The 24,991-nt window shown below is 41.3% G+C and carries 22 protein-coding genes and 1 rRNA gene; 22 read left to right on the top strand and 1 reads right to left on the bottom strand.

Annotation, left to right across the window (positions count from 1 at the left end; genetic code table 11):
• The first annotated feature begins 11 nt into the window (after positions 1-11).
• From I6N96_RS06640 to I6N96_RS06600, 9 genes are all read left to right on the top strand, one after another.
• On the top strand, positions 12-485 hold the full coding sequence (locus I6N96_RS06640) for a PTS sugar transporter subunit IIA (RefSeq protein ID WP_209556784.1): 474 nt from the start codon (positions 12-14) through the stop codon (positions 483-485).
• Between the two features lie 35 nt (positions 486-520).
• Positions 521-799, top strand: a complete 279-nt coding sequence (locus tag I6N96_RS06635; RefSeq protein ID WP_209556783.1) for a PTS sugar transporter subunit IIB — start codon at positions 521-523, stop codon at positions 797-799.
• Between the two features lie 24 nt (positions 800-823).
• Positions 824-2,218, top strand: a complete 1,395-nt coding sequence (locus I6N96_RS06630; RefSeq protein ID WP_209556782.1) for a PTS galactitol transporter subunit IIC — start codon at positions 824-826, stop codon at positions 2,216-2,218.
• Between the two features lie 5 nt (positions 2,219-2,223).
• A complete protein-coding gene (locus I6N96_RS06625) occupies positions 2,224-3,147 on the top strand; it encodes a 1-phosphofructokinase family hexose kinase (RefSeq protein WP_209556781.1) in 924 nt (307 codons plus the stop codon).
• 37 nt (positions 3,148-3,184) lie between these two features.
• A complete protein-coding gene (locus I6N96_RS06620) occupies positions 3,185-3,832 on the top strand; it encodes a class II aldolase/adducin family protein (protein WP_209556780.1) in 648 nt (215 codons plus the stop codon).
• 736 nt (positions 3,833-4,568) lie between these two features.
• On the top strand, positions 4,569-5,270 hold the full coding sequence (locus tag I6N96_RS06615) for an NAD-dependent protein deacylase (protein WP_209556779.1): 702 nt from the start codon (positions 4,569-4,571) through the stop codon (positions 5,268-5,270).
• Between the two features lie 95 nt (positions 5,271-5,365).
• On the top strand, positions 5,366-6,214 hold the full coding sequence (locus tag I6N96_RS06610) for a chorismate mutase (protein ID WP_209556778.1): 849 nt from the start codon (positions 5,366-5,368) through the stop codon (positions 6,212-6,214).
• 23 nt (positions 6,215-6,237) lie between these two features.
• Positions 6,238-6,753, top strand: a complete 516-nt coding sequence (locus I6N96_RS06605; RefSeq protein ID WP_209556777.1) for a transcription repressor NadR — start codon at positions 6,238-6,240, stop codon at positions 6,751-6,753.
• Between the two features lie 252 nt (positions 6,754-7,005).
• Positions 7,006-7,479, top strand: a complete 474-nt coding sequence (locus I6N96_RS06600) for a GyrI-like domain-containing protein (RefSeq protein ID WP_209556776.1) — start codon at positions 7,006-7,008, stop codon at positions 7,477-7,479.
• A gap of 87 nt (positions 7,480-7,566) precedes the next feature.
• Here the strand turns inward: I6N96_RS06600 and I6N96_RS06595 are convergent, their stop codons facing one another.
• Positions 7,567-8,547, bottom strand: coding sequence for an L-lactate dehydrogenase (locus I6N96_RS06595; RefSeq protein ID WP_209557139.1), 981 nt, complete (start codon positions 8,545-8,547; stop codon positions 7,567-7,569).
• 494 nt (positions 8,548-9,041) lie between these two features.
• Here I6N96_RS06595 and pth point away from each other — a divergent pair, with 494 nt between their 5' ends.
• The 13 genes from pth to I6N96_RS06530 form a co-directional block, all read left to right on the top strand.
• On the top strand, positions 9,042-9,608 hold the full coding sequence (gene pth, locus I6N96_RS06590) for an aminoacyl-tRNA hydrolase (protein WP_209556775.1): 567 nt from the start codon (positions 9,042-9,044) through the stop codon (positions 9,606-9,608).
• Positions 9,609-9,629: 21 nt separating this feature from the next.
• A complete protein-coding gene (gene mfd / locus I6N96_RS06585) occupies positions 9,630-13,160 on the top strand; it encodes a transcription-repair coupling factor (RefSeq protein WP_209556774.1) in 3,531 nt (1,176 codons plus the stop codon).
• A gap of 15 nt (positions 13,161-13,175) precedes the next feature.
• Positions 13,176-14,762, top strand: a complete 1,587-nt coding sequence (locus I6N96_RS06580) for a putative polysaccharide biosynthesis protein (protein WP_209556773.1) — start codon at positions 13,176-13,178, stop codon at positions 14,760-14,762.
• 4 nt (positions 14,763-14,766) lie between these two features.
• Positions 14,767-15,036 carry an RNA-binding S4 domain-containing protein gene (locus tag I6N96_RS06575; RefSeq protein ID WP_209556772.1) on the top strand — a complete coding sequence of 90 codons (270 nt, stop codon included), beginning with the start codon at positions 14,767-14,769 and terminating at the stop codon, positions 15,034-15,036.
• A gap of 67 nt (positions 15,037-15,103) precedes the next feature.
• Positions 15,104-15,550 carry an FtsB family cell division protein gene (locus tag I6N96_RS06570; protein WP_209556771.1) on the top strand — a complete coding sequence of 149 codons (447 nt, stop codon included), beginning with the start codon at positions 15,104-15,106 and terminating at the stop codon, positions 15,548-15,550.
• Between the two features lie 57 nt (positions 15,551-15,607).
• Positions 15,608-16,114, top strand: coding sequence for a S1 domain-containing RNA-binding protein (locus I6N96_RS06565; RefSeq protein ID WP_209556770.1), 507 nt, complete (start codon positions 15,608-15,610; stop codon positions 16,112-16,114).
• A gap of 152 nt (positions 16,115-16,266) precedes the next feature.
• Positions 16,267-17,646, top strand: a complete 1,380-nt coding sequence (gene tilS / locus I6N96_RS06560) for a tRNA lysidine(34) synthetase TilS (RefSeq protein WP_245186874.1) — start codon at positions 16,267-16,269, stop codon at positions 17,644-17,646.
• Between the two features lie 18 nt (positions 17,647-17,664).
• Complete coding sequence (hpt, locus tag I6N96_RS06555; protein ID WP_209556769.1) at positions 17,665-18,210, top strand: hypoxanthine phosphoribosyltransferase; 546 nt, start codon at positions 17,665-17,667, stop codon at positions 18,208-18,210.
• 93 nt (positions 18,211-18,303) lie between these two features.
• Positions 18,304-20,463 carry an ATP-dependent zinc metalloprotease FtsH gene (ftsH, locus tag I6N96_RS06550; RefSeq protein ID WP_209556768.1) on the top strand — a complete coding sequence of 720 codons (2,160 nt, stop codon included), beginning with the start codon at positions 18,304-18,306 and terminating at the stop codon, positions 20,461-20,463.
• Positions 20,464-20,665: 202 nt separating this feature from the next.
• Entirely contained in the window at positions 20,666-21,571 is a 906-nt protein-coding gene (gene hslO, locus I6N96_RS06545) for an Hsp33 family molecular chaperone HslO (RefSeq protein ID WP_209557137.1), read from the top strand.
• Between the two features lie 2 nt (positions 21,572-21,573).
• The gene (gene dusB, locus I6N96_RS06540) at positions 21,574-22,569 is read left to right on the top strand and encodes a tRNA dihydrouridine synthase DusB (RefSeq protein ID WP_209556767.1); all 996 of its coding nucleotides are present in this window, start codon (positions 21,574-21,576) and stop codon (positions 22,567-22,569) included.
• Positions 22,570-22,770: 201 nt separating this feature from the next.
• Positions 22,771-24,267 carry a lysine--tRNA ligase gene (lysS, locus tag I6N96_RS06535; RefSeq protein ID WP_209556766.1) on the top strand — a complete coding sequence of 499 codons (1,497 nt, stop codon included), beginning with the start codon at positions 22,771-22,773 and terminating at the stop codon, positions 24,265-24,267.
• 617 nt (positions 24,268-24,884) lie between these two features.
• Positions 24,885-24,991, top strand: a 16S ribosomal RNA gene (locus I6N96_RS06530); the annotation flags it as partial.

Below are 24,991 nucleotides of genomic sequence, written 5' to 3'. Positions count from 1 at the left end.
GAGGTGAAAGTATGGTAGGGACAGAATTATTTAGTGAAAACTTGGTATTTATTGAGCAAGAGCTAAGTGATCGAGCAGAGCTGTTTAAATGGTTCAATAATCGAATGATCGACCAAGGGTTTGTGAATGAGAGCTATTATGAAAGTATTTTGAGGAGAGAACAGCAATTTCCGACGGGAATCCAGACATCAACAGTTGGTGTGGCGATTCCTCATGCAGATCCGGAGAACTTGAAGAAGCCTTTCATTGCAGTGGTCAGGCCAAAGCATGGAATTGAATTTGAGCCGATGGGGATTGCAGAAGGTAAGATCCAAGCAGAGCTGATTTTTATGCTCGGTGTACTCAAAAACGGTGATCAGGTCATTGCGCTTCAAAAGTTAATGAACTTGCTGACCAATGATGATGCAGTGAAGAAACTGCTGCAGGTAGAAAGCTGTGAAGAGGTCATGGAGATCATCAGGATAAATTTCGATCAAGGAGAATGAGAGCAAGCAGAATATATATTTTAGGAGGAGAAATGATGAAACGAATTATTGTAGCATGCGGTAGTGGAGTGGCAACGTCTCAGACTGTAGCGAGCAAAGTTAGCAGATTATTGAAAGAGCGTAGTGTAAATGCGTATGTAGAAGCGGTGGATTTAAAGTCTGTCGATCGCCATATGGATTCCAGTGTTGCCTATATCACAATCACGAAAACAAAGAAAGAATATCCAATTCCGGTTATTAACGGCATCGCCTTTCTAACTGGCATGGGACAAGAAGCAGAATTACAGAAATTGATCGATATTTGTAATAAGTAACGACAAATAGAAGGAGGTAAAAAGATGGAAATTTTGAGTAATGTAGTAAATTACCTGTTGAGTCTTGGTGCTGCCATTTTTGTTCCGATCATTATTATTGTTGCAGGGCTGGTTGTAGGCATGAAGGTAAAGGATGCAATCAGTTCAGGTATCACACTGGGGGTTGCATTTACCGGTATGACGATGCTGATCAGCTTTATGACAGGTGCAATCAGTCCGGCGGCAGAAGCGATGCTGGAGACTGTTGGGATATCGCTGCCGATCGTTGATGGCGGTTGGACGACCATGTCGACAATTTCTTGGTCATGGCCGTATGCCTTTCTGATGTTTCCATTGATGATTGGTATTAATGTGATCATGCTGGTCCTCAATAAGACCAACACATTCAATGCAGATTTATGGAATGTTTGGGGGAAAATCTTTACAGCGGTCGCTGTTGTCGGTATCACAGGAAGTGTTCCATTGGCTTTTGGCGTTGCGGCTGTACAAATTGTATTTGAACTGAAAAGTGCAGATGCTCACCAGCATCGAATTGAAACATTATCTGGAATTCCCGGTGTGACTTGTACTCATAAAATGGTTTTCCTGACAGCTATTTTTTATCCAATTGACAAGTTATTGCGGAAAATTCCGGCATTGGATAAGGACTTTGATGCCGAATCATTGAAGGATAAAGTGGGGATTTTTGCAGAGAACCATGTGTTGGGTTTCATTTTGGGGTGTGTATTTGGTGTTCTTGCCCGCTACAATGTTGCTGAAACATTGACGTTGGCTATTCAGGCAGCTACGGCATTGACACTATTTCCAGTCATCACAAAATACTTTATGCAGGCATTATCTCCAATTTCAGAAGCAGTCAGTGATTTCATGAATAAGAAATTCGAAGGTCGAACATTGTTGGTCGGTTTGGATTGGCCATTCATGGGCGGATCGAATGAAATCTGGTTGGCAGTTATTTATTCCGTGCCTGTCACATTGATCTTTTCTATGTTTCTTCCGGGAAATGAAATCCTGCCGTTTGCAGGAATCATTAATATCGCACTAGCTGTCCCGGCATTCCTTGTTACCGGAGGCAATTTGTTACGTATGATCATTCTTTGTACGATTGGTTCGCCAATTTTCTTATGGGTGGGAACTGCGTTTGCACCGTTTATGACTGATTTGGCAAATACAACCGGAGCCGTTCAACTGGAAGCTGGGAAACTGATTTCCAACAGCTCGATTGATGGTCCTGTATTTACCTATGCCTTTTCACATGTCTTCAAATTTTTAGAAGGAAACTTCATTCCATTGATCATCTTGATTGTTTGGGTTGTCAGTTTTGTCTTCTATTATCGTGAGCTGATGCGTGAAGCTAAAGCAGCGCAGCAGGAAGAGACGGAAGAGGTATTGGAAGCGGCTGGTCTGGAGGAAGGGTAGATAGGATGATTTATACAATCACATTGAATCCGGCAATTGACCGCCTATTGTTTTTAGAGAAGGAACTGACAAAGAGGAAGACGAATCGTACCTCGAAGGTAACCTATGACATTGGCGGAAAAGGAACGCATGGCTCCTATGCTATGACACGATTAGGCGTCTCAAACCTGGCGTTGGGCTTTGCAGGTGAAAGGAATTTTGCTGCATTTGAAGAGATATTAATGCAAAAGGAGATTTCACATCGCTTTATTCAAATTCCAAAAGGTCTGACACGAGAATCCATAGTTGTTATTGAACCGGATAATCAGGGCTCCACCATGCTGACAGAACCAAGTTTTTCTGTTGGGGAAGCAGAAAAGCAGCAATTACTTTTATTTTTGAAGAAGTATCTGACAGAGGAGGATATCGTATTGATTGCAGGATCTCTGCCGGAAAACTTCCAAATAAATGATTTAGCAGAGCTGATACAAGCTGCTAAAGAGAAACAGGCCTTTGTCGCCTGTGATTTATCTGGCGAAGCCTTGCTTCTGGCAGCACAGCTCGGCGTGGATTTCATCAAGCCGAATGAATTTGAACTGACCGAGCTGTTGTCTGAGAAGACGGGCACAGTGGAAGAGGCACTGGAACAATTGTCACGAGAAATCACTTGTATTGCGGCTTCTAAAGGAGAGAAAGGCAGTATTTGCTATTACGAAGGCAAGCAGTATCAAGTCCTTGCGCCAAAAGTAAAGGAAATCAATGATACCGGAGCAGGAGATTGTTTTGTCGGAGCATTTTTAGCTGAGTTTTCCAAGTGTAAGGATATCAAAGAAGCACTTAAAACAGGAAGTGCCTGTGCTGCCAGTAAGGTACAGTATGAAGACAGCTCCTATTTTGACCCAAAGGAAGCAGACATTTTGAAGCAACAAGTAAAAATCATTGAGCTATAGACTGGAGATAGTTAATCCAAAATTTGGGAGGAAGAATATGTTATATCAATCAGAAAGAGAAGATTTATGCAGGATCACAAAAAATATCTACCAACGCTATGGGACGAATGCCGCAGGAGGGAATATTAGTGTGCGATTGAATGATGACCATATCATCATGACACCAACATTGATGTCTCAAAATCATCTATGCGATCTTTCCCCGTATCAAATCTTGGTTGTTGATATGGATGAAAATATTGTGGAGGGATATGGCAGACTGACAAGGGAAATCAACATGCACATGGCTTGCTATCAAGAAAATCGTAAAATCGGTTGTGTGTTGCATGGACACGCCAGAGAGTCCATGGTGTTTGCCTCGCAGGGAATGGATATGCCGAATCTGACAGAAGCTACACAGAAATTTGGTAAAATTCCTTGCTTACCATTTGCACCAGCCTGTTCGCCGGAATTGGCCGAGATCGTGACCGAGCACGTAAATAGCTTAGGCGAGGATGTTTTATCGAAGGTCATGCTGTTGAATAAGCATGGTGTCTTAGTCCTTGAGGAGACGCTGCATAAAGCAAATGACATGTTGGAACGTTTGGAATATAACGCCTATATTGCATATAAAGCACTGCTCTTTGATAAGCTGGGTATTCAACCAATTGAAGCTGAAGAATATGCTTATAATGTAGAGGAATAGGTAAGTGGAAGAAGTCCACAATGATTTCGGAGCAGAAACATTGAAGGTATGGCAGTTACTGCCTTCCCCGCAAGTACTGAAAACTTGGAGGGAACGAAAAAGGACGTAGAAAACATCCCCTAGGTGGGGGCTATATAAATAATGTGAAAAAAGACCAGAAGCCTTGAATAGTAGGGCTTCTGGTCTTTTTTTTCTGGACAGCTACTTGAATTTCAACTTTCTTCGTTTATTCTAGATGCTTGCCATTCTAACAAAATGGGGAAAAAACTCTCGTATGATATGACATTGCAATCCCTAGTTGCTTTTGTTTGAAAGGTTATTGCCTAAATATATCTTAGTGTAAGGAGCTCATCTGTCTAGTTACTGTCAAACAAATTAATTATCTAATGTGATTCAAATCCACTCGCTTATCCAAGCTATGAGCAAACGGCCAATTCATGATTATTGTGTCAACTTCGAAAATAGTATTATTTAATTTCTATGATCTGCTTGTTTTTTTGAATTATTTCCCTTGAAAGTTTGTTGGATTAATGTAATGAAGAAGCAAGATCCTTTTTTAGAAGCTGTTGGAAGACTCATGAGCGATTATTTAGGCAAGAGAGAATGGCTTTGCCTTACCTTGGGTAAGATAACGATGTACGCATTTTAAAGGATTTTCCTTTATTTTCCAGTAAATAATGGTACTTTGATGCAGATATCGTCTATAATAGAAAATGTCAGGAGTTGAAATCTAATTATGAATACACTTACGATAGAAGCTGGAATTGAATGGATAAATGAAGCGCAATCGATTACTTTTTTGACTGGGGCAGGTGTGTCTACTGCATCAGGAATTCCTGATTATCGTTCTTTATCGGGTGTCTATCATGGCCTCGAAGCACCTGAGTATTTGCTCAGTCGAACTTGTATGCTTCAAGAACCGGAGAAATTCTATGGATTTGTGAAAAATCTATACCATCCTGAAGCAAAACCGAATATAATCCATCAAGCGATAGCAGACATGGAAAAAAGGAAACAGGTTTGGGTTGTTTCTCAAAATATAGATAGTCTTCATGAGCAGGCAGGAAGCAAACGAAGAATCGATTTTCATGGCAGCCTGTATCAGTGTTATTGTCAGAAATGTTCCCAGAGTGTATCTACTGAGGAGTATTTAAGAAACGATAGACATGAACAGTGCGGCGGACAACTACGTCCTGGGATTGTTTTGTATGAAGAAGGATTTGAGGAGGAGACGATTTCAAATGCTGTACAGGCGGTTGCTGAATCAGAACTGATTGTCATCGTTGGCACCAGCTTTCAGGTGCACCCTTTCTGTGATCTGATTTTCTATGCTAAGCCAGACGCGAAGATATTGGTGATCAATCAGACGCCAGTCGTTACTCAAAAAGAATCGTTTTATGTAGAAACTGATGCGGTTCGGTTATTCAGTCGGCTCTAAAAAAGCAAATTGACTTAGAATGTTAGTAAAAAAGCGAGAACTCTATAAGCAAAGGTATCGGAACGTTTTCTATAAAAATAGAAGGAGCACTTTAAATGGAAACTTTTAAATCTGAAAAACAAAAAATGATCGATGGAGAGCTGTATTTTGCTTCTGATCCGGAGCTTTCGGCAGGCCGACAGCATGCGAGAGAACAAATGAAGCTGATTAATAATGAGATGGATAAACAAACCAGAAAAGAATTGATTGAAGAGACTTTTGGAACGGCAGGCTCGAACGTGTATATCGAGCCGAACCTGAAGTTCGATTACGGCTTCAACATTCATGTTGGTAAAAACTTCTATGCCAATTTTGATAATATTTTCTTGGACATTTGCCCAATCAGGATCGGAGATAATTGTATGTTTGGACCGAATGTTCAACTGTATACAGCCTCTCATCCATTAAATCCGGGTAAAAGAAACAGCGGCTTGGAATTTGGCAAGCCGATCACGATTGGCGATAATGTCTGGATCGGCGGCGGAGCAGTCGTTGTTCCGGGTGTGACATTAGGCAACAATGTGGTTGTTGCAGCAGGAGCGGTGGTCACTAAATCTGTTCCTGATGATTGTGTTGTTGGCGGCAATCCGGCAGCAATCATCAAGACGATCGATGAGACAGCACCGGCGGCAGAAACATTAGATGGCCCAAGAAAGAAAATCGATGCACTTGATCGAGAAATCACCTCTCTTTTAGAACAGCGGATGGATGCTGTGTTGGAGATTGCTGAGATCAAAAAGAAACAAGGAACAGAAATTTTTGATCCTTCAAGGGAGCAGAAGGTGTTGGAGAAAATTGCATCTTATGCTAAAAAGGATGAGTACAAAATTGTTTTACAGGAAACATATGAGGGAATCATGGCAGCCTCAAGAGCGTTTCAAAAAGAACAAATCGATAAAGCATAATGGCATAAATGGAGGGAAAGGATATGGATGGAGCACAACGACGTTCAGAAATTTTAAGTGTATTGGAAGTTGCTGAAGCGCCTGTCAGTGCTGGAAAGTTAGCGGGGAAATTTGTAGTTAGTCGTCAAATTATTGTAGGGGATGTTGCTTTGCTGCGGGCAGCGGGACATGAAATCGTGGCAACAGCTAGAGGGTATCTATTGGAGCGAAAAGAGCCAACTGATTTCATTAGAAAAATTGCCTGTCAGCACCAGCCCAATCAAACCGAAGATGAGCTGTCTTGTATTGTGGCGCTTGGCGGAGAAATCCTTGATGTGATTGTGGAGCATCCAATCTATGGTGAGTTGACAGGGAATTTAAGGATTCGAACACAAGAGGATGTTAAACGATTTATTAACTCTTATAAAAAGAGTAATGCCTCCTTATTGTCTGAACTGACAGGCGGCATTCATCTTCATACGATTCGCTGTGAAAATGAAGAAGTCTTGAAAAAAATCAAACAAGCTTTACTTGAAAAAGGAATTTTATATCAGGATTAGAATAGGCTTATACTTAAACAATAAGAAATTGGAATGAATATCAATGGGAGCTGCGGCTGTCTTTGATGCTTATTCCAACTTTTTTATTTTTTAGAAATAGTCAGTTCTTGATCTTTTCTCGTGATACTTCTATTTTTCAGAAGTTCTACATATTTTCAAAATAGTCAGTTTTTGAGCAGAGGTCGTCAAACAGCATAGAATTCTTCATGGTATAGTCAAATCATTCATAAAGGATTTTGGAGGAAGAAGCCCATGACTAGAATTTCAACAATAAGAGTAAAGCAGACGCAAGAAAAACAGCTGTTGATCGTTCGTCGTACCATCGATTTTTTTGCAGAATATGCAGAGTTGATGACCGAAGCGTTGAAAAGGATTGACGCAGTTCTTGAGGAGAATCATCTGTTGCCTGCAAGTGGTCCCGTGGTGTGTTTTCATAATGTTGAACTGGAAGTATTAGATGTGGAAATTGGCTTGGAGGTTGCGGTCTCTGTGCATTCGAAGGATTCAGCCGTTCAATGTGTGAAGGTGCCGTCTCGTGTAATTGCTTTAACGATCGATCGGGGACCTTATGAAGAACAAGACCCGACGCTTGAGGATTTGCTTGCTTGGATTGAGGAGCAAGGCTATACTGCACAGGGCGGAATCTACTATCATTATTTAAATGATGAAGAACAGCTTCCGAAAGATTACCTGACAGAGATGTTCATTCCTGTAAAGAAAAAGTAGAAGAACAGCTAATAGGTAAAAACATACGTTTTGGATTTCCTTTTTGGAAGTCCAAAACGTATGTTTATTATTGTTTAAATGGATAGTTTATTTTTCTTCTGCTTCAAATTTTTCAAAGGCAGATTTGATAACTTCTTTCAATGCAGAAGCGGAAGCGTTCATACGATCCTTTTCTGAATCTGTCAAAGGAATTTCAATGACTTTTTGGATTCCTTGACGGTTGATAACTGCCGGCGCACCGATATATATATCGTTTTGACCGTATTCCCCATCTAAGTAAACAGATAGTGGGAAGACAGAGTTTTCGTCATCCAAAATTGCTTTAGTGATACGAGCTAAGGCAACGGCGATACCATAGAAGGTTGCACCTTTTTTATCAATGATGGAGTAAGCTGCGTCACGAACATTGAAGAACAGATTGACCATTGCTTCTTCATCGACTTCAGGATTATTTTTGACCCATTCATAAATTTGCAGACCAGCGACATTGGCGTGAGACCATACTGGAAACTCAGTATCTCCATGTTCACCAAGGATATAAGCATGGACGTTACGTGCATCAACATCTACTAATTCAGCAATTGCTTGACGGAAACGGGCAGAGTCCAGAGAAGTTCCTGAACCGATAACGCGTTCTTTTGGAAAACCTGAGAATTTCCATGTAGAATAAGTTAAGATATCTACTGGATTTGCGGCAACAAGGAAAATACCATTGAAGCCGGAATCAACGATCTGAGTAACGATTTCTTTGTTGATTTTTAAGTTTTTATGAACAAGATCGATTCTTGTTTCTCCCGGTTTTTGTGGTGCTCCTGCTGTCAGTACAACAAGATCTGCGTCGTGGCAGTCAGCGTAAGAAGCAGCATAGATTTTTTTAGGAGAAGTGAAGGCTAATGCGTGGGAAAGATCCATTGCATCTCCCTCAGTTTTCTTCGTATTGATATCGATGATCCCAACTTCTTGGGCGATATTTTGAGTGACAAGAGCGAAAGCGTAGCTGGAACCGACAGCACCGTCTCCTACTAAAATAACTTTTTGATGATCTTTTCTATCTGCAGCTGCAGTCATGTGTACCATTCCTTTCATTGGTTTCTTTGCTACAAAAATAGTACCACCATCAAAGAGTTTTGTCACGTGATTTAGCTCGAAAGTAGTACAGTTTTTCGGGCTGTTTCAAATGCAAACTCTTACATGTGCGATTCTTCACGATTCTTACTTCTTAAGAAATTCAAAAGGTTTTCGCTTTTTCGGTAAGAGCTTATTCAATTTTTAAATTTTAAAGGATTTGAAACAGCTGAAATTGTGTTATACTGTTAAGACAGAATCAGGCAGCAAGGGTTTGTTTCTAAAAATGGAAAATGTGGCAGCAGCCTCTTCTAAATAGCTGTTGTCATTTAAATTTGAGTTTTATGAGGAAGTGACTGAGATTATAAACCATCTTAGTCGCGTATTTTGTGTTGTATAGAATCATTAGATGAAGAGATTGGATCATACTGAAAATATGCAGCCAATGAAAAACTGTTGGCAAACGGAGATAATCAAACAAGCAAGGGGAGAACAAAATGAAAATGATCGTAGGATTGGGCAATCCTGGCAGCAAGTATCAGGAAACCAAGCATAATATAGGATTTATTACAGTGGACGAGATCGCTCATCGTTACAATGCTGTATTCAAAAAAAATCAATTCGAAGCAGATATTGCTGAGTTTTTTATAGGAACAGAAAAAATCATGTTGGTCAAGCCGTTGACCTTCATGAATGAATCGGGTCGCGCAGTCGGACCGCTGATGACATATTATGGAATCGAGGATCATGAGCTGATTGTGATTTATGATGATCTGGATCTTGAAATCGGGAAAATCCGTTTAAGAGAAAAGGGCGGTGCCGGTGGTCATAATGGCATCAAGAGTTTGATTTCACACTTAGGAACAAATGTGTTTCCGCGAATCAAAGTAGGGATCGGTCGCCCGGTGGGGAATGAACCGGTTGTTCAGCATGTATTGAGCAAGTTCCCTAAGGCTGTTCATGAGGAAATTCTTATTGCAGTCAAAAATGCAGCCGACGCAGCGATTTATGCCAGTGAAGGGCATACCTTCGTCGATACAATGAATCAATTTAATGGAAAATAAGAAGGAGGTGGCCAACAACAAATGAATATCATTGAACGAATAAGCGACAGTGCAGTGGTTCAAGAGTGGTTTCAAAAGCTGACAGGGAACCATCGTCAGCTGATCACTGGATTGGCCGGCTCAGCGAAAACGCTAGTCATGACTAGCGGCTATCACCATAAAAAGAAAAAGATGATCGTCGCCGTACCAAATCTCTATTATGCGAACCAACTAGTAGAAGATTTTAGAAATTTAGTACCAGATGAAGAAGTTTATTTATTTCCAGTTGATGAAGTACTATCTGCGGAAATGGCATTTTCTTCACCAGAGGCTCGCGCAGATCGAATCCATACATTGAATTTTTTGCTTTCGCGAAAAAAAGGAATCGTTGTCGTTCCGGCAGCAGGTTTGAGAAAGTTCCTCCCAAGTAAGGAAACTTGGAAAAAGGCACAGCTCCATTGGGAAATAGGTACGGAAGTCGAACTGGACAAGCTGGCTCAAAAGCTGGTTCTGATGGGGTATGAACGTCAATCGCTAGTTGGTAAGCCTGGAGAGTTCAGTATTCGAGGAAGCATCATCGATGTGTATCCATTAAATACACAGTATCCGGTAAGAGCGGAGCTGTTTGATATTGAGATTGACTCACTTCGCTACTTTGAGGCAGATACGCAACGTTCTGCAGAAACAATTGAGTCTGTGACTATCGCTCCTGTAACGGATACTATTTTTTCAGATGAAGATCTGTCATCCGGCATCATAAGACTTCAGGAAGCGTTGGAAAAAAGACTATCCGTTACTGCTGAAAAAACAGATAAAGTTTTTCTTGAAGAATATTTTGGTCAGATACTTTCTTCTTGGGAGGATGGGATTCCGACTGAAAATGCTCGTTATTATGCGGATTTACTTTACAAAGAGCAGACAACGATTTTGGATTATTTGCCTGAAGACAGCATGCTTATTGTCGATGATTATGCTCGTATCTTAGATACTGAACGGGAAATTGTTCGTGAAGAGGGCGAGTGGCATACATTGAAGCTGGAAGAGAAACGTGTTTTCTCAGAACAGACCTTTGGTGCGAATGTACATGATCAATTGAGGAAGCAGCGTTTTGCAGCGACCTTTTTCTCATTGTTCCAAAAAGGGATGGGAAATCTTCGTTTTCAAGCAATCCATAATTTTCAATACCGTTCTATGCAGCAGTTCTTTGGCCAAATGCCTTTATTAAAGGCTGAGATGGATCGTTGGCAGAAGCAGGAACAGACCGTTCTGGTATTTGTACCAACTAAAGAGCGGGCGCAGAAAGTGGAAAATCTGTTTCGTGATTTTGATATTTCAAGCGTTTCTGTATCGAAGAATCGCTTGTTGGAAGGAAAAATTCAGCTTGTTCAAGGAAATTTACAAACAGGCTTTGAATTGCCGGCGGATAAAATCGTAGCAATTACTGAAAAAGAGATATTCCACACAGTCACGAAGAAGAGGGCACGACGTCAGACGGTTTCAAATGCAGAGCGTCTGAAAAGCTACAGTGACTTGAAAAAGGGCGATTATGTTGTTCATGTCAATCACGGGATTGGTAAATATATAGGGATGGAAACGTTGGAAGTTGACGGTGTCCATCAAGATTACATCACGATCCTTTACCAGAACGACGATAAGCTGTTCATACCAGTCACTCAACTGAATCTGATTCAGAAATTTGTTGCGGCAGAATCAAAAACGCCGAAAATCAACAAGCTGGGCGGCAGTGAGTGGACGAAAACGAAAAGCAAAGTCTCAGCGAGAATTGAAGATATCGCAGATGATTTGATTCAACTATATGCTGCCAGAGAGTCGGAAAAGGGGTTTGCTTTTCCACCGGATGATAGTTACCAAAAGGAATTCGAAGATGCGTTTCCTTATTCTGAAACAGAGGATCAACTGCGTAGTACAGCGGAGATCAAGCGGGATATGGAGAAAAGCCGTCCAATGGATCGACTGCTGGTTGGTGATGTGGGCTTTGGGAAAACAGAAGTTGCCTTGAGAGCGGCTTTTAAAGCGATATCGGCTGGTAAACAGGTGGCATTTTTAGTACCTACAACGATTTTGGCACAGCAGCACTATGAAACAATCATCGATCGTTTTGAAGGCTTTCCAATCGAAGTTGGATTGCTCAGTCGTTTTAGAACGAAAAAACAGCAGAATGAAACAATCGAAAAGGCAAAAAAAGGACAGGTAGATATTATTGTCGGAACACATCGATTGCTTTCTAAAGACGTCGTATTCAATGATATAGGACTATTAGTCATTGACGAGGAACAGCGTTTTGGTGTGAAACATAAGGAGCGGTTGAAACAACTACGTTCACAAGTGGATGTCTTGACGTTGACTGCAACACCGATTCCGCGAACGCTGCATATGTCTATGTTAGGCGTAAGAGACCTATCAGTTATTGAGACACCTCCGGAAAATCGATACCCAATCCAGACGTATGTAATGGAGATGAATCCTGGAGCGATTCGTGAGGCGATTGAACGGGAGCTGGCAAGAGATGGTCAGGTGTTCTATCTTTATAACCGGGTTGATACGATTGAGCAGAAAGTGGAGGAGCTTCAGGCGTTAGTGCCGCAAGCAAGGATTGCCTATGCTCATGGACAGATGACTGAAATTCAGCTGGAAAACACACTGTTTGATTTTATTGAACGTCAATTCGATGTGTTAGTAACAACGACAATCATTGAAACGGGTGTGGATATTCCAAATGCCAATACCCTATTTGTAGAGAATGCCGATTACATGGGTCTGTCAACGCTGTATCAGCTGCGTGGACGTGTTGGTCGAAGTAACCGTGTTGCATATGCCTACTTTATGTATGAGCAGCAGAAAATATTGAATGAGGTTAGTGAAAAACGGTTGGAAGCAATCAAAGACTTCACCGAGCTTGGCTCAGGCTTTAAGATTGCGATGCGGGATTTGTCGATTCGTGGTGCCGGAAATCTTCTTGGGGCACAACAGCATGGCTTTATCGACTCAGTTGGTTTTGATATGTATTCTCAAATGCTGGAAGAGGCTGTTGCTCGTAAGCAAGGGAAGAAGGTCGTTGATCAGAAAACATCTGTTGAGATCGACCTTGGGATCGATGCATACCTGCCGAATGAATACATTTCAGATGAACGTCAGAAAATCGAAATTTATAAACGGATTCGTCAGTTGGAGAATATGGATATGTATGAAGAGCTGGAAGCAGATTTGCTGGATCGCTTTGGCGAATACCCCGACGAGGTTGCTTATCTTCTGACCACCGGACTCATAAAAATGGACGGAGACAGAGCACTGCTTGAATCCGTTAAGAAACAGCAGCAAGAAATCACATTCACATTGAGTAAGATAGGAACGAAGACATATACAGTAGAACAGATTTTTGAAGCTTTATCAGCAACATCCTTGAAGGCAGATCTGGCTGTCAACAATGAAAAAATGAGTATTCGTCTGAAGCTGTATAAAGGGATGAAGGAGGCTGCTTGGCTTCAAGAAGTTTCCGCATTTGTCTCTTCATTACGTGAAGAAAAATATAAATTGAAACCAGAGAAGGAATAAACAGGAGGAATCAATATGGCGCAAAAAGAGCTTCGAACGATGCTTCAAGGGGCACTTGTACTTACAGTGGCTTCATTTATAGCGAAACTTTTGAGCGCTGTTTATAGGGTTCCTTTTCAGAACTTGGTTGGTGACGAAGGCTTCTATGTGTATCAGCAGGTCTATCCTATTTATGGGATTGCGATGACGCTGGCATTGTCTGGTCTTCCTCAGTTTATTTCGAAAATCGTTGCTGAGCAGGAATCAGTCAGCGGGAAAAAACAGGTGATGCAGCGCTTATTCCCCTTTATAGCACTGATGGGAATATCCGGTTTTGTCTTTTTCTTCTTAGGGAGTGACTGGCTGGCAGGTTTGATGGGGGATAGTAATCTATCTCCGTTGATCAAAGTTGTGTCGTTCACATTTTTGCTTGTTCCAATTTTATCCTGTTATCGCGGGAATTTTCAGGGACATTTGTTAATGACTCCTAGTGCAGTTTCTCAGGTACTGGAGCAGCTGATCCGCGTGGGTGTGATTTTAGCAGCCGCTGCTTGTTACCAGGTATTCCATTGGAATGCGTACAAAACCGGAACGGCTGCGATGGGCGGTGCTGTTTTAGGTGGTTTGTCGGCAGTTGCGATTTTGTGGTACTATGATCGGAAAATCCAGCCGGGCAGCTCCGCTTATTTTCTTCAATGGCAGATAGACAAAGAAGGACGAACACTTTTCTATCGCTTATTTATAGAAGGCGGCTTGGTATCGCTCTATAGCGCATTCCTGATTATTTTCCAGTTAGTTGATTCCTTCTTCGTCAAGAATTCTCTGGTTCTTTCAGGTTTGACAGATCATGCGGCGAAGGTGGACAAAGGTGTGTATGATCGCGGCCAGCCGTTGGTTCAATTAGGACTGGTTGTTGCATTGGCGCTAAGCTCGACGTTCCTACCTGCTTTGACGAAGTACTTTGTCAGCAAACAGAAACAACAGTTTATTACAGCTTCAAGAATGTTTTTACGTCTGACAACAACGGTTGCCGCAGCAGCCTCTGTAGGGTTACTCTTGTTGCTTCCTTATATAAATTTTGCGTTGTTCAAAGATTATCAGGGAAACGGCGTGCTGGGTATCTATGTTTTTGCAATTGCTCTGATGGCAATCATTCAGGCTTATCAAAGTATCTTGCAAAGTCAAAATAATTTTAAGACGGCATTTATTGCTGCCGGACTTGGTTTGCTTGGGAAGGTACTGTTGACCAGCCCGATGACGCAAAGCTTGGGAACGGCTGGGGCAAGTCTGTCGACAATCATTTCTCTAATCATCACGTTGATTGGATTGATCGTAACGGCAGAGAAAGAACTGAATCGGTTTTGGATTGAACAAGGATTTTTAAAAAAATTATTGGCAAGTTTAGGAATAATGATCGTTGCCCTATTGATTTATCAAGGGTTTCTGTCTATGATAGTTGGAGTAGTGAATCATCGTGGACAAGCCTTGCTATTTGCCATAGCAGGTGTTGCCATTGGAATGACAGTATTTCTTTTCGCCATTGTTCAACTGCGGCTGTTTACTGTCAGAGAATGGCTGATGGTTCCATTTGGAAAGAGAATTTTACGAATGAAGAAGAGGTGAAACCATGCGTTTAGATAAATTTTTAAAAGTATCACGCATCATAAAAAGAAGAGCTGTAGCTAAAGAAGTCGCTGATAAAGGGCGGATTCAAATCAACGGTGTCCTGGCAAAATCTTCCAGTACTGTAAAAATTGGAGATCAAGTCAAGATCCGTTTCGGTAATAAGATTTTGGAAATAGAAGTAAAAGAGCTGCATGATTCAACGAAAAAAGAAGATGCAGAAAAAATGTATCAAATCATATCTGAAACAAGAGTTGACAATTCCGACGATTAAGATTAGACAACCTTTGCAGATGTTGGTATAATAAAGCGGACATATGAAAGCGAGTGAAGCGAAAGAGATGGGAAAAAAGAATAAGATCGCTGCGCTGAATAACGAGTATACCAAAGAGCAGTATGCTGAGTATCAAAAACAGCAGAAGCAGCTGATTTTCAAACGTCGTCGATTAGCAGTCATTTTTTTAATAGGCATTGTCATATTTTCGATTTCAGCTTTTGAGCTTATGAAGGACTACAATGAGTTGAATTCCTTTAAGGAGCAAAAGGCGGAAGTTGTCGCTGAGTCAGCTGAGATGGATAAGAAGCTGGAAAAGCTGGAACAGGATGTTGCCTTACTTAAAGACAACAATTACGTAGCAAAACTGGCAAGAGCCCGTTACTATGTTTCTAAAGAAGGCGAGCAGATTTACCCTGTACCTGATTTAGGATCGGCCATTAGTGGAAATAGAGAAACAACACAGACTACAACAGAAGAGAGTCAATCACAGTCTGAAACATCTGGTGAATGATCAGATATCAGCTGTATATAATAATTTTAGGGTGAAAATAGGAGGATCACATTTTTTATGTCAATCGAAGTAGGAGCAAAACTGCCGGGAAAAGTGTCAGGAATTACTAATTTTGGGGCCTTTATCGATCTAGGAGGAGGAAAAACAGGATTAGTCCATATCAGTGAAGTATCAAATGGTTTCGTAAAAGATATCAACGAGATACTAACTGTAGGAGACGAGGTTACTGTTAAAGTCACTTCTGTAGGCGATGATGGGAAAGTTGGTTTATCTATCCGCAAGGCACAGGATAATCCGGAAGCACCTAAGAATAATTTCCAACGCCGCACAAACAATCAACAAGACAATCGCGACAATCGTGGTTCACAGGACAACCGTGACAGAGGATATCACGCTGCACCTAAAAAACAGTTCAACAAACCAACGAACAATAATAATGCGCACGGCGGGCAGGATTTTGATTCATTGATGAGCTCATTTTTAAAAGATAGTGATGACCGCTTATCTTCATTACGAAGAAACACCGAAGGTAAACGAGGCGGACGAGGCGGACGCCGTAACTAAAGAAAATGATTCAAGGCTGGGAATTCAAACTCCCGGCCTTTTGAGTATTCTCAAAAGTGTAAGAAAAAAAGAAGCTGTGTACGCTTGATAAGTGCGGAACGTAAGTGGGCAAACCGAAAAGCCGTATGCTGCCAATTTAGGAGTGAGTAAAATTGCTGGATAAGCTTTATCGAATCGGACAACAAAAAGAATATTGGCATAAAGGTGACCGCATCCTTTTAGCTGTTTCAGGCGGGATCGACTCGATGGTTCTGCTTTCTTTGATGCGTGCTGTAGCTGATAAAGCAGAATGTACACTTGGTGTTGTTCATGTTAACCATCAGCTGCGTCCGGAGTCAGAAGAGGAGGAACGCTATCTTGAAGCGTTTTGCAAAGAAAATGATCTGTTCTTCTATTCTGAACGCTGGCTGGAAAACCAAACCTCCGGTAATCTCGAAGTTCGTGCAAGAAAGTTTAGGTATTCTTTTTTTACAAGAATCATGGAGGAATATTCATATGACACCTTGATGACTGCACACCATATGGATGATCAGGCTGAGACGATTCTTATGCGGCTGACTAGAGGCAGTGTGTTGCGAAGTCTGTCGGGAATAAGAGCAAAACGATCATTTGGGGCCGGCAGGTTGATTCGACCTTTATTGATTTTTTCTAAAGATGAGCTGAAAGCATTCGCCAAACAACAGAATATTGTGTATTTTGAAGATAGCTCGAATCATTCAGACACGTATTTTAGAAATCGTATCCGGCATCATGTCGTTCCTTATCTAAAAGAAGAAAACAGTAATTTTCTTGAGCATGTGTCGTCCTTTAGCCGGCAAATAACCTTGGCTGACGAACTGATACAGGAAATGACGACTGCTAAATACAGAGAATGGGTAACGAAAATCGATACTGGCTGGCAGCTTGACCTAAGAGCGTTTCAAAAAGAGAGCCGGAGCTTTCAATACTTCTTTTTACAGCTGTTTTTATACGAAACACTAGTTGAAAAAGGGGTAGCGTTTAATCAGGAGCAGTTTGATAATCTTTATGCTGTCCTTAGACGCTCCGCTCCCCAGAAAACAGTCACTCTTGAAAAGGGCTGGCGCTTCATAAAGGAATACGACACAGTACTTTTGATACAGCCGCAGCTTGTGCAGGCTGATAGCTATACGCTAAATGTCGGAGAAGGGGTATTTCTTTCTGAGAAAGAGTGGATCAGTCTGAGTCGATGGGATGAACCAGTTGCAGAGCCAGAAGTCGTTCAAGCCTGGGAGCAGGAGGAACGTTTAGTTTCTGGTGAAAGTAGTCTGCCGTTAAAAATCAGGCATAGGAATGATGGTGACAGAATTGCATTGACACCAGTGTTGACCAAACGACTTAACCGACTTTTTATCGATAAAAAAATACCGAATTCTTCAAGGGAAAAAGCATGGGTCATTTTGACTGATCGAAACGAGATTCTATGGGTCCCTCAATTTGCAAATTCCTATTTGAGTATTCCCGCAGAAACTGATAAAATACACTACAGACTCCTTTATAAAACAGGGGAGTAAACTTGAGAGGAGAGCATCATGCTAGAGAAAGATATTAAAGACATTTTGATTACAAAAGAACAGATCGCTGAAAAAACTGCGGAGCTTGGAAAACAATTAACAGAAGACTATAAGGACAACAGTCCTCTGGTTATTGGGATTTTGAAGGGTGCCGTTCCTTTTCTTGCGGATATTGTGCGTGAAATGGATACGCATTTGGAAATGGATTTCATGGCCGTATCAAGCTATGGGAATGCAACCGTTTCTTCAGGAGAAGTGAAGATCGTCAAAGATTTGGATACAAATGTAGAAGGCCGTCATATTTTGATCGTTGAAGATATCATCGACAGCGGACGAACTTTGGCGTATCTTGTTGACCTGTTTAAATACAGAAAAGCAGCATCTGTAAAAATCGTTACATTTTTGGATAAGCCTGAGGGACGTGTAGTAGATATCGATGCAGACTATGTAGGATTCAACATTCCTAATGAGTTTGTCGTAGGCTATGGATTGGACTACGCAGAGTCTTATCGAAACCTTCCATATGTAGGTGTATTGAAGCCGGAAGTGTACGAATCAAAATAATATCTCTCTTTGAAATAGTTATGTTACAATATAAAGGTCAGAATTGATAAGACAAAAAAATGTGAATAGTTTAAACAAGCTAGGAGGACAGACATGAATAAAAAAGGTGGCGGCATGAGAAATGGCCTATATTATGTATTAGTCATTTTAGCGATGATCATGGTTGGAAGCTTCATCTTCGGAAACAACAGCTCCCAATCGCCTGATATCGAGTACTCTACTTTTAAACAGCAGCTTGATAGTGGAGAAATCAAGGAAATGACGATTCAGCCGACAAATGGTGTATTCAAGATTGTCGGGGAATACAAAAAAGAACAAAAGATTGAAAATGAAACGGGATTGTCTCTATGGGGAAGCTCAGAGGTGACAACGACGAAATTTTCTACGATTGTTCTGCCAAGTGATACAACACTAACTGAGATACAAAATACAGCACAGAAGAATGAAGTGAAAGTATCCGTTAAGGAACAATCTACAAGCGGAACATGGATTTCATTGATCTTCAGCTTCCTGCCAATTGTCTTACTATTCTTCATGTTCTACATGATGATGGGGCAACAAGGCGGCGGAGGCAGCGGCGGCGGTCGTGTGATGAACTTTGGTAAATCCAAAGCAAAAGAGGCCGACAAAACAGCCAGCAAAGTCCGCTTTACAGATGTAGCGGGTGCAGAAGAAGAGAAACAAGAGCTTGTAGAAGTTGTTGAGTTCTTGAAAGATCCTCGTCGCTTCGTTGAGCTAGGTGCTCGTATTCCAGCCGGTGTACTTTTAGAAGGACCTCCGGGAACTGGTAAAACATTGCTTGCTAAAGCAGTGGCTGGTGAAGCAGGCGTACCATTCTACTCTATTTCAGGTTCTGAATTCGTAGAAATGTTCGTCGGTGTTGGTGCCAGCCGTGTTCGTGATTTATTTGAAACAGCTAAGAAAAATGCACCATCTATCATCTTTATTGATGAAATCGATGCCGTTGGTCGTCAACGTGGCGCTGGAATGGGCGGCGGACATGATGAACGCGAACAAACATTGAACCAATTATTGGTTGAAATGGATGGGTTCGATGGTAATGAGGGTGTTATCGTTATTGCCGCAACAAACCGTTCAGATGTTTTGGATGCAGCGTTACTTCGCCCAGGACGTTTTGACCGTCAGATTTTAGTTGGACGTCCAGATGTTAAGGGCCGTGAAGCGATTCTGAAAGTTCATGCTCGTAACAAGCCTTTGGCTGATGACGTTGATTTGAAAGTCGTTGCTCAACAAACACCTGGTTTTGCCGGTGCCGATCTTGAGAACGTCTTGAATGAGGCAGCACTTGTTGCCGCTAGAAGAAACAAGAAGAAGATTGATGCTTCCGATATTGATGAAGCAGAAGATCGCGTGATTGCAGGTCCTGCTAAGAAAGACCGCGTGATCAATAAGAAAGAACGTGAAATGGTTGCTTACCATGAAGCTGGACATACAATCGTTGGTTTAGTACTAAGCCGCGCACGTGTCGTTCATAAAGTAACAATCATCCCTCGTGGTCGTGCCGGAGGATATATGATCGCCTTACCGAAGGAAGATCAATTCCTGATGACCAAAGAAGACATGTTCGAACAATTGGTTGGCCTACTGGGCGGACGTACTGCTGAAGAAATCGTCTTCGGTGTTCAGTCTACTGGAGCTTCTAATGACTTTGAACAGGCTACTGGATTAGCCCGCAGCATGGTCACTGAATATGGAATGAGCGATAAGCTTGGACCAGTTCAATATGAAGGAAACCACCAAGTCTTTGTCGGTCGTGATTATGGACAGACAAAAGCTTACTCAGAGCAAGTAGCATTTGAAATCGATCAGGAGGTTCGTAACTTACTGATGGAAGCACATGAGAAAGCTCGTGAAATCATTGAAACGCATCGTGATAAACATAAACTGATTGCTGAAATGCTTTTAGAATATGAAACACTGGATGCAAAAGCAATCAAATCTCTGTTTGAAACTGGGGAAATGCCTGCTGGCAGCGCTAGCGAGTTCCCAAGTGAGAAAGCACAGACATTTGAAGAGGCTAAACGTGCATTAGAAGAAAAAGACGCACAAAAACAAGCCGAAGAAAAACAAAATTTTGACGAAGTCAAACAAGAACTTGAATCAGAAGCAGAAGAAGTAAAAACTGAAGCTGATGATACTGAAAAGAAAGTTCAGCTTGATAAGAAGGACGAAGAGGACTCTTCTGAGAAATCTGACAACGAACGTGAAAATTTTGACGATCGTTACAAATAAGAACAATAAACAGTTGCGAAATGAACGTTTCGCAACTGTTTTTCTATCATTAAATAGAAGTTTAAGCATTTACATAGCATAAAAGGGATACTGTCTATTGAAACAGGAACTTACTCAGTTGGAATTATTTAGTTGAAAAAACGACCGATTCCTAGTATTATCTAATGAGTGAAAAAGCACGGAAGAAGAGGAAATGAAAACAATGGAAGATTATTTAGTAAAAGCACTTTGTTATAAAGGATCAATAAGGGCATACGCTCTTTGTGCAACAAATACAATTGCTGAAGCACAGCAAAGACATGATACATGGAGCTCATCAACAGCTGCCTTAGGTAGAACTATGGTGGGAGGGCTATTACTTGGAGCAACCCTGAAGGGTGAAGACAAGCTGACAGTCAAGGTTCAGGGAAATGGACCAGCTGGAGCGATCATCGTTGACAGCAACGGCAAAGGAGATGTCAAAGGCTACATCAAGAATCCCCATGTGAGTTTGAAGTTGAATGACAGCGGCAAAATCGACGTTCGAGGTGCTGTAGGTGATGTCGGTGTGTTCACTGTTATCAAAGATCTTGGCTTGAAAGAAACTTTTTCTGGTCAAACACCAATTGTTTCCGGAGAAATAGGCGAAGACTTTACATACTTTATGGCTGTGTCAGAACAAACGCCATCAGCCATTGGGTTGAGTGTGCTTGTAGATACAGATGACACTGTCAAAGCTGCTGGAGGATTCATGATTCAAGTGATGCCAGGAGCAGATGAGCAGACGATCGACTTTATCGAAAAGCGTTTATTGGAAGTGCCGATGGTTTCACGCTTGTTGGAAGAAGGCGAAGCGCCTGAACAGATTTTAGAACGTTTATTGGGCGAAGGAGAAGTAGAAATCCTTGAAAAAATGCCTGTTCAATTCAAATGCGATTGCTCTAAGGAAAAATTTGGTACAGCAATCATTGCTGTTGGGTTAGATGAAATCAATGCGATGATCGAAGAAGATCATGGGGCGGAAGCAGTCTGCCAATTCTGCGGCAATAAGTACCAGTATAGTGAAGAAGATCTGATTGAGCTGAGAGAAGAAGCACTACAAAATACATTAAAAGGTCGTGAGGAATAACGATGTGGAAAATAGGTAATGTAGAGATCCCGAATCGCGTAGTCGTTGCACCCATGGCTGGGATTACCAACGCTGCGTTTCGTGTGACTGTGAAAGAATTTGGAGCCGGTCTGGTTGTTTGTGAGATGATCAGCGACAAAGGCATCCATTTTAGAAATAAGAAAACGTTGGAAATGCTGTATATCGATGAAAGAGAGCATCCATTGAGCCTTCAGATTTTTGGCGGCGATAAGGATACCTTGGTTGAAGCGGCTCAATTTGTACAAGAACATACAGAAGCAGATATCATTGACATCAATATGGGCTGTCCTGTAAATAAAGTAATCAAAGCGGAAGCCGGAGCAAAATGGCTGCTTGATCCAAATAAGGTTCATGAGATGGTCCAGGCGGTAACCTCTGCAGTGGATATGCCGGTAACTGTCAAAATGCGTATTGGTTGGGATGATGAACACGTATTTGCTGTTGAAAATGCATTAGCCGCAGAAAAAGGCGGTGCAGCTGCAATTGCAATGCACGGTCGTACGCGTGTACAGATGTATGAAGGAAAAGCGAACTGGGATATCCTGAAAGAAGTAAAAAGTCATTTGACCATTCCGTTTATGGGAAATGGGGATGTCCGTACGCCAGAGGACGCGAAAAGAATGCTGGACTATGTTGGAGCTGATGGTGTGATGATCGGTCGAGCAGCATTAGGGAATCCATGGATGATCCATCGAACACAACATTATTTGGAAACCGGTGAGCTAATTCCCGAGCCAACACCGTTTGATAAAGTAGAAACAGCGAAAGTTCATTTACAGCGCTTAGTAGACCTTAAGGGGGAATCGGTTGCCGCAAGAGAATTTCGTCAGCATGCTTCCTACTATTTAAAAGGGATTCCGAGAGCAGCAAAAGTCAAAGTAGCAATCAATCAGGCAGATACTCAAAAGGAGATTGTTGATTTGATGGATAGCTTCGTAGGAAAAGTATCCTCTAAAGAAATCGAAGAAGTGATTTAGAGAATCCCATCAAATGAAGATGCGCATAGTAGCATCCCTTTGTTCATCTTGTTGATAAAAAAGGCTCTTTGTATAGAAGGAATAATCTAACTGGATATATAGAATCAATTAATTCAAGCCGAATTTCATATTCGGCTTGCTTTTTTTAGAATCACTATGGCATTATTAAGTATATGTTTATTTAAGAATGGAGGAAAAAGAGTGGCTGAAGAACAACAATCCCAAGTCGCAGATTTAAATGACCAAATGTTGGTGCGGCGTGAAAAGATGGAAAAACTACGCGAAGAAGGAATTGATCCATTCGGTAAACGTTTTGACCGCACACATAATTCTGCAGAATTGCACGAAACATTTGATGCTCAAACAAAAGAAGAATTGAATGAAAAAGAATTGTCAGCCAGTGTAGCTGGCCGTATGATGACAAAACGTGGGAAAGGGAAGGCAGGTTTTGCCCACCTACAAGACCGTGACGGTCAAATTCAAATATATGTGAGGAAAGATCAAGTAGGTGATGAAGCCTATGAGCTTTTTAAACACGCAGATTTAGGAGACTTTTTTGGTGTAACTGGCCAAATAATGAAGACAGACACAGGGGAAGTAACTGTAAAAGCGAAAACAATCGTACTTCTAACAAAAGCATTGCGTCCTCTTCCTGATAAATATCACGGTTTGACGAATATCGAACAGCGCTACCGTCAGCGTTATTTGGATTTGATTAGTAATAAAGAGAGCTTTGACCGCTTCATGAAGCGCAGTCAAATCATCAGTGAGATCCGCAGATACTTAGACGGTCAAGGATATGTCGAGGTAGAAACACCGGTTCTTCATAATGAAGCTGGCGGTGCAGCCGCACGTCCGTTTATTACTCATCACAATGCATTGGATATAGATTTGTATCTACGTATTGCATTGGAACTGCATCTGAAACGATTAGTTGTCGGCGGTATGGAAAAGGTTTATGAGATTGGCCGCGTATTCCGTAATGAGGGAATCGATACAACACATAACCCTGAATTTACGATGCTTGAGGCGTATACTGCGTACACTGATTATAAAGATGTAATGGATCTGACTGAAGGAATCATCCGAAATGCTGCTGAAAAAGTACTGAAAACAACAACTATCAGTTATGATGGAAAAGAAGTTGATTTAGGTAGTGAATTCAAACGCGTTCACATGGTTGATGCAATCAAAGCTCAAACCGGTGTAGACTTCTGGAAAGAAATGACGATTGAAGAAGCAAGAGCTTTTGCAAAAGAGCATAATGTGGAAATCAATGAAAATATGTCTGTTGGGCATATCTTGAATGAGTTCTTTGAAACGCATGTAGAGGAAACACTACAGCAGCCGACATTCATCTATGGTCATCCCGTAGAAGTTTCGCCACTAGCAAAGAAAAATCCGGAAGACTCTCGTTTCACAGATCGTTTTGAATTATTCATCGTTGGGAAAGAATTTGCCAATGCCTTTACGGAATTGAATGATCCAATCGATCAAAGAGAACGTTTTGAAGATCAAGAGAAAGAACGTGCACAAGGAAATGATGAAGCACATGGTGTAGATGAAGACTTTATTGAAGCGTTGGAATATGGTTTGCCGCCAACCGGAGGACTTGGTATCGGTATCGATCGTCTGGTTATGCTGCTAACTGATGCGCAGTCAATCAGAGATGTTCTTTTATTCCCAACAATGCGTTGATAATCAAAATAAAAGAGGATGGACCCTTAAATTATCGAGGAGTTCATCCTCTTTCTTTTTAAAAGATAATGAAGTAGTACCAGCTATCGAACAAAGATATGATAAACATGCGTTGAAACCGATGGAAATACGAACAATAAAATCACAAAACTGATAAACAATCGGTAATGAAAAAAAGTTGATAAAAAAGCTATTTTTCGATTGACCTGCGGACCGAAAATTGGTATATTATTACATGTCGCTAAGACATGGCGACAAGCGTATAGAATAACAACTGAAAGAAACAAAAAAACTTTCAGAATCAACAATAAAGTTGTTGACAAATAACAAAAAAGTTGATAAACTGAAACAGTTGTTATGAAATAGATACGACAACAGCCAAGCAGAAAAAAACTTCAACTTCTTCAAAAAAAGAGTTGACATCAAATCAGAACTCTGGTATGATATAAAAGTTGCTGCAAGGCAAATAAGTAGACCTTTGAAAACTGAACAAAGTAAGACAAACCAAATGTGTAGGATGTTTTGAATTCGTTCAAAACAACAAACATTTAACAAGCAAGCAATATGCTAGCAAACAACTATGAGCGTAACAGTCGCAAGACTGTCAAGTTTAAACTTTTTATGAGAGTTTGATCCTGGCTCAGGACGAACGCTGGCGGCGTGCCTAATACATGCAAGTCGAACGCTTCTTTCTCACCGAGTGCTTGCACTCACCGAGAAAGAG

The organism is Enterococcus larvae (assembly GCF_017830045.1).
Classification (GTDB): Bacteria; Bacillota; Bacilli; order Lactobacillales; family Enterococcaceae; genus Enterococcus_L; species Enterococcus_L larvae.
Note: the sequence above shows the minus strand (reverse complement) of the source record. Positions and strands in the feature narration are given on the sequence as shown.

Excerpts from the sequence above, each read along its gene's own strand:
- mfd (WP_209556774.1), top strand. The coding sequence starts at position 9,630 with ATGAATATCATTGAACGAATAAGCGACAGTGCAGTGGTTCAAGAGTGG.
- I6N96_RS06625 (WP_209556781.1), top strand. The coding sequence starts at position 2,224 with ATGATTTATACAATCACATTGAATCCGGCAATTGACCGCCTATTGTTT.
- I6N96_RS06610 (WP_209556778.1), top strand. The coding sequence starts at position 5,366 with ATGGAAACTTTTAAATCTGAAAAACAAAAAATGATCGATGGAGAGCTG.
- I6N96_RS06620 (WP_209556780.1), top strand. The coding sequence starts at position 3,185 with ATGTTATATCAATCAGAAAGAGAAGATTTATGCAGGATCACAAAAAAT.
- I6N96_RS06565 (WP_209556770.1), top strand. The coding sequence starts at position 15,608 with ATGTCAATCGAAGTAGGAGCAAAACTGCCGGGAAAAGTGTCAGGAATT.
- hslO (WP_209557137.1), top strand. The coding sequence starts at position 20,666 with ATGGAAGATTATTTAGTAAAAGCACTTTGTTATAAAGGATCAATAAGG.
- I6N96_RS06600 (WP_209556776.1), top strand. The coding sequence starts at position 7,006 with ATGACTAGAATTTCAACAATAAGAGTAAAGCAGACGCAAGAAAAACAG.
- I6N96_RS06570 (WP_209556771.1), top strand. The coding sequence starts at position 15,104 with ATGGGAAAAAAGAATAAGATCGCTGCGCTGAATAACGAGTATACCAAA.
- pth (WP_209556775.1), top strand. The coding sequence starts at position 9,042 with ATGAAAATGATCGTAGGATTGGGCAATCCTGGCAGCAAGTATCAGGAA.
- I6N96_RS06640 (WP_209556784.1), top strand. The coding sequence starts at position 12 with ATGGTAGGGACAGAATTATTTAGTGAAAACTTGGTATTTATTGAGCAA.
- I6N96_RS06635 (WP_209556783.1), top strand. The coding sequence starts at position 521 with ATGAAACGAATTATTGTAGCATGCGGTAGTGGAGTGGCAACGTCTCAG.
- ftsH (WP_209556768.1), top strand. The coding sequence starts at position 18,304 with ATGAATAAAAAAGGTGGCGGCATGAGAAATGGCCTATATTATGTATTA.
- I6N96_RS06615 (WP_209556779.1), top strand. The coding sequence starts at position 4,569 with ATGAATACACTTACGATAGAAGCTGGAATTGAATGGATAAATGAAGCG.
- I6N96_RS06595 (WP_209557139.1), bottom strand. The coding sequence starts at position 8,547 with ATGACTGCAGCTGCAGATAGAAAAGATCATCAAAAAGTTATTTTAGTA.
- I6N96_RS06580 (WP_209556773.1), top strand. The coding sequence starts at position 13,176 with ATGGCGCAAAAAGAGCTTCGAACGATGCTTCAAGGGGCACTTGTACTT.
- I6N96_RS06605 (WP_209556777.1), top strand. The coding sequence starts at position 6,238 with ATGGATGGAGCACAACGACGTTCAGAAATTTTAAGTGTATTGGAAGTT.
- I6N96_RS06630 (WP_209556782.1), top strand. The coding sequence starts at position 824 with ATGGAAATTTTGAGTAATGTAGTAAATTACCTGTTGAGTCTTGGTGCT.
- I6N96_RS06575 (WP_209556772.1), top strand. The coding sequence starts at position 14,767 with ATGCGTTTAGATAAATTTTTAAAAGTATCACGCATCATAAAAAGAAGA.
- dusB (WP_209556767.1), top strand. The coding sequence starts at position 21,574 with ATGTGGAAAATAGGTAATGTAGAGATCCCGAATCGCGTAGTCGTTGCA.
- hpt (WP_209556769.1), top strand. The coding sequence starts at position 17,665 with ATGCTAGAGAAAGATATTAAAGACATTTTGATTACAAAAGAACAGATC.